General features: G+C 69.3%; 9 protein-coding genes. 2 read left to right on the top strand and 7 right to left on the bottom strand.

The window, feature by feature from the left end:
• Positions 1-111: 111 nt before the first annotated feature.
• Both KY49_RS05945 and galU read left to right on the top strand, forming a co-directional pair.
• Positions 112-2,979, top strand: a complete 2,868-nt coding sequence (locus tag KY49_RS05945) for a valine--tRNA ligase (RefSeq protein WP_042583769.1) — start codon at positions 112-114, stop codon at positions 2,977-2,979.
• A gap of 83 nt (positions 2,980-3,062) precedes the next feature.
• Entirely contained in the window at positions 3,063-3,947 is an 885-nt protein-coding gene (gene galU, locus KY49_RS05940; RefSeq protein ID WP_042583768.1) for a UTP--glucose-1-phosphate uridylyltransferase GalU, read from the top strand.
• A 61-nt stretch (positions 3,948-4,008) separates the two neighbouring features.
• Here galU and KY49_RS05935 read toward each other — a convergent pair whose 3' ends face one another.
• The 7 genes from KY49_RS05935 to KY49_RS05905 all read right to left on the bottom strand — a co-directional run bounded on the left by KY49_RS05935 (position 4,009) and on the right by KY49_RS05905 (position 11,360).
• Complete coding sequence (locus KY49_RS05935; protein ID WP_042583767.1) at positions 4,009-4,629, bottom strand: DUF4136 domain-containing protein; 621 nt, start codon at positions 4,627-4,629, stop codon at positions 4,009-4,011.
• A gap of 36 nt (positions 4,630-4,665) precedes the next feature.
• The gene (locus KY49_RS05930; protein WP_042583766.1) at positions 4,666-7,053 is read right to left on the bottom strand and encodes a CHASE2 domain-containing protein; all 2,388 of its coding nucleotides are present in this window, start codon (positions 7,051-7,053) and stop codon (positions 4,666-4,668) included.
• Between the two features lie 10 nt (positions 7,054-7,063).
• A complete protein-coding gene (locus KY49_RS05925) occupies positions 7,064-8,446 on the bottom strand; it encodes a FecR family protein (RefSeq protein WP_042583765.1) in 1,383 nt (460 codons plus the stop codon).
• A 2-nt stretch (positions 8,447-8,448) separates the two neighbouring features.
• On the bottom strand, positions 8,449-9,153 hold the full coding sequence (locus KY49_RS05920; protein WP_042583764.1) for a response regulator transcription factor: 705 nt from the start codon (positions 9,151-9,153) through the stop codon (positions 8,449-8,451).
• 207 nt (positions 9,154-9,360) lie between these two features.
• Positions 9,361-9,777 (bottom strand): hypothetical protein, encoded by a 417-nt coding sequence (locus KY49_RS05915; RefSeq protein ID WP_042583763.1) that lies wholly within the window; start codon positions 9,775-9,777, stop codon positions 9,361-9,363.
• Positions 9,778-9,975: 198 nt separating this feature from the next.
• On the bottom strand, positions 9,976-10,203 hold the full coding sequence (locus KY49_RS05910) for a sulfurtransferase TusA family protein (protein WP_006402122.1): 228 nt from the start codon (positions 10,201-10,203) through the stop codon (positions 9,976-9,978).
• Between the two features lie 119 nt (positions 10,204-10,322).
• A complete protein-coding gene (locus tag KY49_RS05905; RefSeq protein WP_042583762.1) occupies positions 10,323-11,360 on the bottom strand; it encodes a Gfo/Idh/MocA family oxidoreductase in 1,038 nt (345 codons plus the stop codon).
• Between the last annotated feature and the right edge of the window lie 4 nt (positions 11,361-11,364).

Raw genomic sequence — 11,364 nt, 5'->3', positions numbered from 1 at the left:
TCGGCGCTGCGCGCCCGGTCGGCGCGCCCGGCGGTGACCGGCCGATGCGCAACCATTTATAATTCATGGTTTACGTATCCAATTCACGCAATTTTCAGCAGATTTCCGACCATGAGCGACAGCACGCTGGCGAAGAGTTTCGAGCCCCACACCATCGAGGCCCAATGGGGGCCGGAGTGGGAAAAACGCGGCTACGCCGCCCCGGCGTTCGATCCGGGCCGGCCCGATTTCGCGATCCAGCTGCCGCCGCCGAACGTCACGGGCACGCTGCACATGGGGCACGCGTTCAACCAGACGATCATGGACGGCCTCACCCGCTACCACCGGATGCTCGGCGAGAACACGCTGTGGGTGCCGGGCACCGACCACGCGGGGATCGCGACCCAGATCGTCGTCGAGCGCCAGCTCGACGCGCAGGGCGTGTCGCGCCACGACCTCGGCCGCGAGCAGTTCGTCGAGCGCGTGTGGGACTGGAAGCAGCAATCCGGCTCGACGATCACGGGCCAGGTGCGCCGCCTCGGCGCATCGACCGACTGGTCGCGCGAGTACTTCACGATGGACGACAAGATGTCGGCCGCCGTGCGCGATGTGTTCGTCACGCTCTATGAACAGGGCCTGATCTACCGCGGCAAGCGCCTCGTCAACTGGGATCCGGTGCTGCTGACCGCGGTGTCCGACCTCGAAGTCGCGAGCGAGGAAGAGAACGGCCACCTGTGGCACATCCGCTACCCGCTCGTCGACGGCTCGGGCACGCTGACCGTCGCGACCACCCGCCCCGAGACGATGCTCGGCGACGTCGCGCTGATGGTCCATCCGGAAGACGAGCGCTACAAGCACCTGATCGGCCGGCTCGTGAAGCTGCCGCTGACCGACCGCGAGATCCCGGTGATCGCCGACGACTACGTCGATCGCGAATTCGGCACCGGCGTCGTGAAGGTCACGCCGGCACACGACTTCAACGACTACCAGGTCGGCCTGCGCCACCACCTCGCGCCGATCGAGATCCTGACGCTCGACGCGAAGATCAACGACAACGGCCCCGAGCCATACCGCGGCCTCGACCGCTTCGACGCGCGCAAGGCGATCGTCGCCGACCTCGACGCGCAAGGCTTCCTCGAGTCCGTGAAGCCGCACAAGCTGATGGTGCCGCGCGGCGACCGCACCGGCGTCGTGATCGAGCCGATGCTGACCGACCAGTGGTTCGTCGCGATGACGAAGCCGGCGCCGGAAGGCACGTTCAACCCCGGCAAGTCGATCACCGAGACGTCGCTCGACGTCGTGCGCAACGGCCAGATCAAGTTCGTCCCCGAAAACTGGACGACCACCTACTACCAGTGGCTCGAGAACATCCAGGACTGGTGCATCTCGCGCCAGCTGTGGTGGGGCCACCAGATTCCCGCGTGGTACGGCGAGAACGGCGAGGTGTTCGTCGCGCGCAGCGAGGAAGACGCGCGCGCGCAGGCTGCCGCGAAAGGCTACACGGGCGCGCTGAAGCGCGACGACGACGTGCTCGACACATGGTTCTCGTCGGCGCTCGTGCCGTTCTCGTCGCTCGGCTGGCCGAACGAAACGCCTGAACTGAAGCACTTCCTGCCGTCGTCAGTGCTGGTCACCGGCTTCGACATCATCTTCTTCTGGGTCGCCCGTATGGTGATGATGACGACCCACTTCACGGGCAAGGTGCCGTTCCACACCGTGTACGTGCACGGCCTCGTGCGCGACTCGGAAGGCCAGAAGATGTCGAAGAGCAAGGGCAACACGCTCGACCCGATCGACATCGTCGACGGCATCGACCTCGAGTCGCTGGTCGCGAAGCGCACGACCGGCCTGATGAACCCGAAGCAGGCCGCGACGATCGAGAAGAAGACGCGCAAGGAATTCCCGGACGGCATCGCCGCGTTCGGCACCGACGCGCTGCGCTTCACGATGGCGTCGATGGCGACGCTCGGCCGCAACGTGAACTTCGACCTCGCGCGCTGCGAAGGCTACCGCAACTTCTGCAACAAGCTGTGGAACGCGACGCGCTTCGTGCTGATGAACTGCGAAGGCCACGACTGCGGGCTCGACAAGCCGGAAGTCTGCGGCGCGGGCGACTGCGGCCCGGGCGGCTATCTCGACTTCTCGGCGGCCGACCGCTGGATCGTGTCGCTCCTGCAGCGCACCGAGGCCGACATCGCGAAGGGCTTCGCGGACTACCGCTTCGACAACATCGCGAACAGCATCTACAAGTTCGTGTGGGACGAATACTGCGACTGGTATCTCGAGCTCGCCAAGGTGCAGATCCAGAGCGGCACGCCCGAGCAGCAGCGCGCGACGCGCCGCACGCTGCTGCGCGTGCTGGAAACGGTGCTGCGCCTCGCGCACCCGATCATCCCGTTCATCACCGAGGCGCTCTGGCAGAAGGTCGCGCCGCTCGCGGGCCGCTATCCGCAAGGCAAGGCCGAGGGTGAGGCGTCGCTGATGACGCAGGCCTACCCGCTCGCCGATCTCGCGAAGATCGACGAGGCGTCCGAGCAATGGGCGGCCGACCTGAAGGCGATCATCGACGCGTGCCGCAACCTGCGCGGCGAGATGAACCTGTCGCCGGCGACCAAGGTGCCGCTGCTCGCGGCGGGCGAAGCCGAGCGCCTGCGCGGGTTCGCGCCGTACGTGCAGGCGCTCGCCCGCCTGTCCGACGTGCAGATCCTCGCGGACGAAGCCGCGCTCGACAAGGAAGCGCATGGCGCGCCGATCGCGATCGTCGGCCGGAACAAGCTGGTGCTGAAGGTGGAAATCGACGTCGCGGCGGAGCGCGAGCGCCTGTCGAAGGAAGTCGCGCGCCTGACGGGCGAGATCACGAAGTGCAATGCGAAGCTCGGCAACGAGGCGTTCGTCGCGAAAGCGCCGCCCGCAGTCGTCGAGCAGGAGCAGAAGCGCCTCGCCGAATTCCGGACGACGCTCGAGAAACTGCGCGCGCAGCTCGAACGGTTGCCGGCGTAACAATCCGTAAGGCTGTTTGCGCTCACTATAATGCGGGCGCGAACATAACCCGCAGTGTCGATTACAGGAACAAAGGTCCGATCATGTTGAAAGTCACCAAGGCAGTATTCCCGGTCGCCGGCCTCGGAACACGCTTCCTGCCCGCGACGAAGGCCAGCCCGAAGGAAATGCTGCCCGTCGTCGACAAGCCGTTGATCCAGTACGCGGTCGAGGAAGCGATCGCCGCCGGCATCACGGAAATGATCTTCGTCACCGGCCGCAGCAAGCGCGCGATCGAGGACCATTTCGACAAGTCATACGAAATCGAAGCGGAACTCGAGGCGCGCGGCAAGGAAAAGCTGCTCGACCTGGTGCGCAGCATCAAGCCGAGCCACGTCGACTGCTTCTACGTGCGCCAGCCGGAAGCGCTCGGCCTCGGCCACGCGGTGCTGTGCGCGGAGAAGCTCGTCGCGGACAACCCGTTCGCGGTGATCCTCGCCGACGACCTGCTCGACGGCAACCCGCCGGTGATGAAGCAGATGGTCGACGTGTTCGACCACTATCACAGCTCGGTGATCGGCGTCGAAGAGATCCCGCCGTCGGAGACGAAGTCGTACGGCATCGTCGACGGCAAGGAATGGGAGGAGTCGATCATCAAGATGTCGGCGATCGTCGAGAAGCCCGCGCCGGAAGTCGCGCCGTCGAACCTCGGCGTGGTGGGCCGCTACATCCTGAAGCCGCGGATCTTCGAGCACCTGCGCGCGCTGAAGCCGGGCGCGGGCGGCGAGCTGCAGCTGACCGACGCGATCGAGGCGCTGCTCGCCGACGAGCAGGTGCTGGCGTACAAGTACCAGGGCACCCGCTACGACTGCGGCAGCAAGCTCGGCTACCTGAAGGCGACCGTCGAATTCGCGCTGCGCCACCCGGAAGTCGGCACGGAATTCGACGAGTACCTGCGCACGCGCGGCGTGACGCAACCCGCCGCGTAACTGAGCGATAGGCCCTCGGCACCGCGGGTCCCGAAACCCGACACAACGGCTGCCGGCGCGCTCAGCGCGCGGCTGCCGGCTTCACCGAGACGACGCCCGGCATGCCGCCCGCGTCGTCTTTTTTCGTTTTCGTCTCGACGAGCCAGCCCCCGCCCGCTTCGAACGGCAGCTTCGCGAGCGCGCTCGTGACGAGCGCCGGCGCGGCGTGCTGCGTACCCGGCTCGCGATCGCGCAGCGCGGCCGACACGCGATAGACGTCCGCGCCCGACTTCGCGTCGACGAACCGCAGCGTCAGCACGTGCCGATAAACCTTGCCGGCAAACGGCAGCCCGGACGGCGCCGGCCCGTCGACCGCGACACAGGCGCTGCTCGCGCCGCCGCACCGCTCGGCCGTGGCCGCGACCGTCGCAGGCTGCGTCGCGTAGGCGATCGACAGCCGGTAGCGCGCGTCCTTGAGCGGCTGCGCATCGAAGCCGCGCCGCGCGAGCTCGTCGTGCACGAGCGCTTCGATCTGCCGGTATTGTTCGTCGCCCGCCTGCGCGTCGGTGCGCACGAAGCCGTAGCCGTGCGCGCCCGACGCGAATGCGTCCGGCTGCCCGACCGCGCTCACGCCGGTGGTCACGCCGGCGCAACCCGTCAACAGCGCCGCCGCCAGCGCGGCCGCCGCCCATTCGTGTTTCATGACTTTCCCCATTGCTTGCCGCCGCGCCCGGCCCTGTCAGGCGGACGGCTCGTCGATCATGGGCAGCGCCACCGTCACCGCGGTGCCGACGCCCACTTCGCTTTCGACCGTCACGTTGCCGCCATGGCGCGTGACGACCGTCTTCACGAATGCCATGCCGAGCCCGGAACCCGAAATCTCGGGCCGCTCGCCGGCATGGAACCGCTTGAAACGTTCGAACAGATGCCGCTGGTCTTCCGGCGCAATGCCGTACCCCTGATCGCGAATCGTACAGAACATCCGCTTCGACGCGTGCCCGATCGACAGCGTACACGTGATCACGGTGTCGGTCGGACTGTACTTGACCGCGTTGTTCAGCAGGTTGACGAACGCGCGCGTGATCAGCGAACGGTCCGCGCGCAGCCAGCACATCTCGCCGCCGATATCCGTGTCGATGCGGATGCGCTTGGCCTGCGCCTGCGGCCATACCTCGTCGCTCGCGTCGATCAGCACGTCGACGAAGCTCGTCGCCTCGAACTGGTACGCCTGCGATTCCGCGCGCGCGAGCTGCACGAACTCGTCGGCGAGCGACAGCGCGCGGTGCGCATAGCGCTCGATCCGCGCGAGCAGCCGGCGCACGTCGTCGGACTCGACGCGCTGCCGCTCGATCTCGACGAGCGCGAGGATCGACGACTGCGGCGAGCGCATGTCGTGCGACAGCAGGTGCAGCGCTTCCTCGCGCTGGCGCTCGGCCGCATGCAGCTCGGTCACGTCGACGAGGCCGGCGATCCAGCCGGTCACGCGCCCCTGCGCGTTGGTGCACGGCGCGTAGCGTAGCAGATGATCGAGGCCGTCGCGATCGCGCACCTCGATCCCCCGCTCCATCGCGTCGTTGTCCGCCTCGTGCGTCGGGTCGAGCGCGGCCGGCCAGCGCTGGCTGATCGCGGCGTCGTGCTCGGCATTGCCGTCGACCGTCTTCACGAACGTCAGCTCGCCGAGCGCGGCGCGCAGCGGCCGCCCCTCCGGCAGCGGCAGCGCGAGCCGCGCCCCGTAGCGCTTCGCCGCATGATTCGCGATCAGCACGGTGCCGGCCAGGTCGGTGACGAAGATCGGCTCGGGCATGCTGTCGAGGCTGTCCCATACGAAGCGCTTCATGTCCTGCACGCGCTGCGCGGCCTGCGCCATCAGCGCCATCTGCCGCTCCAGCACGTCGCCGCCGACGCTCTGCGTGCGCGGCGCCTCCGGCAGCAGGTGCGGTTCGTCGGCCAGCCGCTGCAGCTCGCGGCGCAGGTACGCCATCGTCATCTCGAGCCGCCGCCAGTTCCAGATCGGATACACGGCGATCAGCCCGAAGATCGCCGGCGCGGGCGACAGCCAGAGCCGCCCTTCGTACAGCAGCGCCGCGCTCACGATGACGGCCAGCCCCGCGAGACTCAGCGTCAGCAGCAGCGCGCGCCACGGCGACAGCATCAGGAAGCCGGCCAGCAGCACCGCGAGCGGCAGCAGCGACGCGGCGAACAGGCCCGCGCGCGACACCGGCGAGATCGCCCGGCCGCTCGTCAGCATGTCGAGCACGCCGGCATGGATGTAGACCCCCGCGAGCGGCCCGAAGACGCCGGACACGGGCGTCGCGAAACGGTCGTACAGGCCCGACGCGGTCACGCCGACGACGACGATCTTGCCGCGCAGCGCGTCCGGCGGCACGCGGCCGTCAAGCACGTCGTCGAACGACAGCGACGGATACGCGGGCGTGTTGCGGCTGAACGGGATCAGGTAGCGGCCCTCGCCGCGCGCGTCGCGCGACAGGTCGTGCCCGCGCGCGCGCGGCGCGCCGCTCGCCGGATGCAGCTTGCCGGCCCCGAGCGCGTCGAACACGGGCACCATCAGCTGCGGCCAGCGCGTGCGGCCGTCGCTTTCGAACAGCGCGACGCTGCGCACGATGCCGTCGGGATCGACTTCGAGATTGATGTGGCCGAGGCCTGCGGCGCGCGCCGCGAGCGCCGGCACCGGCGGATCGACGGTGCGCGTGCCGTCCGCGCGCTCGGGGCTCAGCAGGATCGGCAGGAAGGTCGGCACCCGGCCGACCTCGTCGGCGAACGCGCGATCGTCCGCCGACGGCTCCGTGAACAGCACGTCGTAGACCACGGCGGCCGGCTTCGCGCGCGCGAGCGAGTCGAGCAGCCGCGCATGCACGTCGCGCGGCCACGGCCAGCGGCCGAGCGCCGCGACGCTCTGGTTGTCGATGTCGACCACCACGATGTCGGGCGACAGCGGCAGGCTGCGCAGCATCAGCAGGCGGTCGTAGATCAGGCCGTCGACGCTCGTCGACGCGCGCCCGAGCACGCACGCGAGGATCACCGCGATCCCGAGGCAGCCGATCGCGATCCATTCGATGAGGAAGCGGCGGCCGAGCCGCCGCCGCGGGGAAACGGAGTCGGGTTTCATGCGCCGCGGGTCACCGCGACAGCGTGAACGCGCCGACCGGACTCGTCTTCTCGTAGAAGCGGCCGCCGTCGAATTCCTCGACGATCACCGCCCAGAAATACTCGCCGGGCGGCAGGTGCGCGACGGTGATCTGCCGCGCCCGCAGGCCGACCTCGTCGACGACCGGCGCGCTCAGGTCCCTCGACCTCGACAGCACGAACCGGTAGCGTGCATTCGCGGCCGCGCCGTTCGACGACCAGCGGAACTCGTAGCCGCCGGGGCCGGGCGTCGCGGTTGCGTCGAGCCCCATCAGGCGCCGCTCGAACGCGTAGGTGCGCGGCCGCCCTTCGAGACCGTTCTCGTCGATCGCCGCGATCCGCACGAAATACGTGCCGTTCGGCACGTTGCGGAACACCGCGCGCGGCGTATCCGTGCGGGTCTGGCTGAACAGGTCGAGCAGCCCGGCGTCGTGCGCCAGTTGCACCTGATACGCGTGGGCACGTTCGAGCGGCGCGATCTCGAACGCGACGTCGGGCTCGTCCTGCACCTTGGCCGGCGCCACGAGCGCCGGCGCGGGCAGCAGCCGGACCGGCGCGCCGATCGCGCCCGACGACGTCGCGACGCTGCCGTAGTTCGCGGGCACGAGCGTCGCGTCCGCCGGACGCTGGCTGCGCGCGACGCCCACCGCGCCGTCGAGCACCTCGACGCGCGTCGTCGCGTTGCCGGCGGCGTCGTAGTTGACCCGGAAGCGCGTGCCGCGCACGCCGGCCACGACCGACGGCGAACGGATCTGGAAGCGGTCGTCGCGCTTCTTCAGGTGGGTGACTTCACTGTCGACGGTTCCGCGCGTCAGCTCGAACTCGCGGTCGAGGGCGCCCGTCAGCACGGTGCGGCGCAGCGTCTTCAGGTCGAGCTGGCTGTCGGGCGGCAGGCTCAGGTGCGTGCCGTCGGCGAGCTCGAGCGTCACGAAGCCGTTCGCGCCGGTGCGCACGCGGTCGCCTTCGCTCAGCGTCGCATCGACCGCGAGCGGCGCGACCGCTTCGCCGGACGCGCGCTCGGCGGCCCCCTGCACCGCGACGACGCGCACGGACAATTGCTCCTTGCGCAGCCGCGCGACCGGCAGCTTCAGCGCGAGGCCGGGCTGCAGGCGCTTCGGCGCGGGCACGCCGTTCATCTGCGCGAGCACCTGCCAGTCGTCCGGGCCCTGCAGGTAGCGCGCGGCGACGTCATACAGCGTGTCGCCGGCGCGTGTCGTATAGACGACCGTCTTGCCGGCCGCGCGGGGCCGCGATTGCGCGGCCGCCGGCTGGGCCGCGACGGCCGCCGCGAGCAGGCACGCCGCGCCGAGGGCCGCGGCGCGCAAACGCGCCGCGCGCAGCCTCGGCGCGCCTGACGTGCGTTGGGCGCTCCCCATGATCACTCCGATTCCCCTTGGCCGACCCGCTCGAGCCGGTAGCCGTAGCCGTAGATCGGCGCGAGGCGGTAGCCGTTCTCCGGGCGCAGGCCGAGCTTCGTGCGCAGCATCGAGATGTGCGTGTCCATCGTGCGCGACGGGATGTCGGTCGCCTGCTTCCACACGAGGTCGAGAATGTGCGCGCGCGACAGCGGCCGGTCCAGGTGCTGGAACAGCAGCAGCGCGAGCTCGAATTCCTTCTGCGTGAGGCTCACCGGCTTGTCGCCGACGTAGGCCTGCTTCAGGTTCACGTCGAAGCGGAACTGGTCGAATTCGCGCACCGCCGCCTCGACGTTGACCGGATACGCGCGGCGCAGCAGCGAGCCGATGCGCGCGCGCAGGATCGGCCCGGACACCGGCTTGACGACGTAATCGTCCGCGCCGGCGTTGAGAATCTGCGTGATTCCCGCTTCGTCGTCGCGGCTCGTCATGAAGATGATCGGCAGGCTGTGCTCGGTCTGATTGGCGCGCACCCACTTCAGCACTTCCTCGCCGGACATGTCGGGCACGTTCCAGTCGAGCACGAGCAGATCGAAGGTTTCGCGCTGCAAGCGCTTCTTCAGCGCCTTGCCTTCCTTGAAGGCGTAGCAGGTGTGGCCCGCGGCCGTCAGCGTTTGACTGACGAAGTCCGTCTGGGCCGGGTCGTCATCCAGTACAGCAATTCTCATAGCACCCCGCAAAACGAAATCCAGTTCGACTCCTCGCGCTCACCGCGGCGCGCACCACGCGCACGAGCGGACGAACCCGGCCTATATCTCAAAAACGGGGCGCGGACGAACCGGCGATTCCACCATAGTAGTATGAAAATCGCCAATGATTTGCGCGGCAGGCGGCCCTTTCTTCGAATAATCCTTCCCGAAACGCAATCGGCACGCTCAATCGACCGGCGCCGCGCAGTCGTCCGACTCGTCGGCCGGCTCGTCGAGCCGCACGCGCGGCTGCCGCAGCGACGGCTGCCGCAGCAATCCCAGCAACTGCCCGCGCACCCGCTCCCATGCCGCGGCGGCGTAATCGGGCTGACTCGCCGCCCACGCATGGGCCAGGTCGAACACGCGCTCGACGGTCGCCGTGCACTGCGTGACGCCGGCTTCCCCGTCCGGCAGCGCGTCGCGCAGCCATTCGGCCAGCCACGGCATCTCCGCCGCGACCGAATCCGCATAGGCTTCCAGCGCGGCGCGCGCATGACGGTCGTGTTGCGGGTCGAGCTCGACTCGGCCCAACCCGGTTGCGCACGCAGGCGCGGTGTGTTTCGCTTCGGACGGACTTCGACTGGTCCCCGGTCTGAAGGGCATGTCCTCTCCCCGTGTACGACGGCAGCGTCAGGCATGGCCCCCGTGCCCGCCTCGAATCGACGTACCGCATCCGAGACATCCGTTGAGTGCGGACGACCGGCCGGCTCAGTATACGTAGCGTGCGGCACAGCGAGGTTTAAGAATTGTCAGAAACACGGCCGCGCCAGCGCAGGCGCGGTCGAAACCGGGCGGCGCCGGTCAGCGGCGGCGCATCAGGAACACGAAGGTCTTGTCCTGGGTCGTCGATTCGACGATCTCGTTGCCCGTCTGTTTCGCGAACGCGGCGAAGTCGCGCTGCGAGCCGGGATCGGTCGCAAGCACCTTGAGGATCTGCCCGCTCTCCATGTCCGCGAGCGCTTTCTTCGCGCGCAGGATCGGCAGCGGGCAATTGAGCCCGCGCGCATCCACTTCCTTGTGAATCTGCATCGGCTTTCGACCTTCGAATGGCGCGCCTCGTGCGGCGCTGGAGGAAGCAGCGATTTTACCGCAGCGCCGCCGGGGCTGCCGGAGCCCCGGGCAGCCCGCCCCTCCAGCCGCCCTCCCCGCTACAGGTCGACCGACCGGCCGGTTTCGAGCGCCGTGCGCAGCGCGTGGCCGATCCGCGTCGCCTCGAGTGCGTCGGCGAGGGTCGCCGCGCCGGTGTCGGGCGCGCCGTTGATCGCCGCGACGAACGCCTGCGCCTCGAGCAGGAACGCCTCCTCGAAGCGTTCGAAGAAGGTCGGCGTGCACGTATTGCGGATGCCGAACCTGTCGTAGATCTCGACGCGGTTCGCGCGCGGGTTCGCGCCGATCGTCAGCGCGCCGGCCGTGCCGATCACGTCCGAGTGCGTGTCGTTGCCGTGGGCCATCGTGCGCGACGCGTAGAACATCGCGAGGCGCCCGTCGTCGAACTCGCAGATCGCGACGCCGTTGTCGACGTCGCCGCACGCGCGCAGCCCGTCGTGCAGCGCGATCGTGCCCGCCGCGAACACGCGCTTCGCGCGCGGCCCGCCGAGCAGCCAGCGCGCGACGTCGATGTCGTGCACCGTGCAGTCGAGGAAGATCCCGCCGGAGGTCGGCGCGAAACGCACGAAGAAGCCGTCGGGGTCGTTCCGGTCGCAGGTCTGCGAGCGCACCAGGAACGGCCGGCCGATCTGCCCGGCCGCGACCCGCGCGTAAGCATCCCGATAGCTCGGATCGAAGCGGCGCATGAAGCCGATCGTCGCCTGCAGGTGCGGCCGCGCGGCCGCTTCCGCGAGCACCCGCTCGCACTCGGCGAGATCGAGCGACAGCGGCTTCTCGCAGAACACGTGCTTGCCCGCGGCGAGCGCGGCGACGATCTGGTCCGCGTGCAGCGCCGACGGCGTGACGAGCCACACCGCGTCCAGCTCGGGATCGGCGACGAACGACGCGAAATCCTCATGCACGCGCGGCACGCCGAGCGCGTCGCGCGCCCACGCGCATTCGTCGGCGACCGGGCTGCACGCGGCCGCGAGCACCGCGCCCGGCACGCGGCGCGCGAGGTTTTCCGCGTGGCGGCGGCCGAGCCGGCCGAGGCCGGCGATGCCGATGCGCACCGGCGCGGGTCGAATCGATGAAGTCATCCGC

It is taken from the genome of Burkholderia sp. MSHR3999, from assembly GCF_000833595.1.
GTDB lineage: Bacteria > Pseudomonadota > Gammaproteobacteria > Burkholderiales > Burkholderiaceae > Burkholderia > Burkholderia ubonensis.
Note: the sequence above shows the minus strand (reverse complement) of the source record. Positions and strands in the feature narration are given on the sequence as shown.

Coding starts and splice junctions, on each gene's coding strand:
- KY49_RS05945 (WP_042583769.1), top strand. CDS start 112: ATGAGCGACAGCACGCTGGCGAAGAGTTTCGAGCCCCACACCATCGAG.
- KY49_RS05925 (WP_042583765.1), bottom strand. CDS start 8,446: ATGGGGAGCGCCCAACGCACGTCAGGCGCGCCGAGGCTGCGCGCGGCG.
- KY49_RS05905 (WP_042583762.1), bottom strand. CDS start 11,360: ATGACTTCATCGATTCGACCCGCGCCGGTGCGCATCGGCATCGCCGGC.
- KY49_RS05930 (WP_042583766.1), bottom strand. CDS start 7,053: ATGAAACCCGACTCCGTTTCCCCGCGGCGGCGGCTCGGCCGCCGCTTC.
- KY49_RS05915 (WP_042583763.1), bottom strand. CDS start 9,777: ATGCCCTTCAGACCGGGGACCAGTCGAAGTCCGTCCGAAGCGAAACAC.
- KY49_RS05920 (WP_042583764.1), bottom strand. CDS start 9,153: ATGAGAATTGCTGTACTGGATGACGACCCGGCCCAGACGGACTTCGTC.
- KY49_RS05910 (WP_006402122.1), bottom strand. CDS start 10,203: ATGCAGATTCACAAGGAAGTGGATGCGCGCGGGCTCAATTGCCCGCTG.
- galU (WP_042583768.1), top strand. CDS start 3,063: ATGTTGAAAGTCACCAAGGCAGTATTCCCGGTCGCCGGCCTCGGAACA.
- KY49_RS05935 (WP_042583767.1), bottom strand. CDS start 4,629: ATGAAACACGAATGGGCGGCGGCCGCGCTGGCGGCGGCGCTGTTGACG.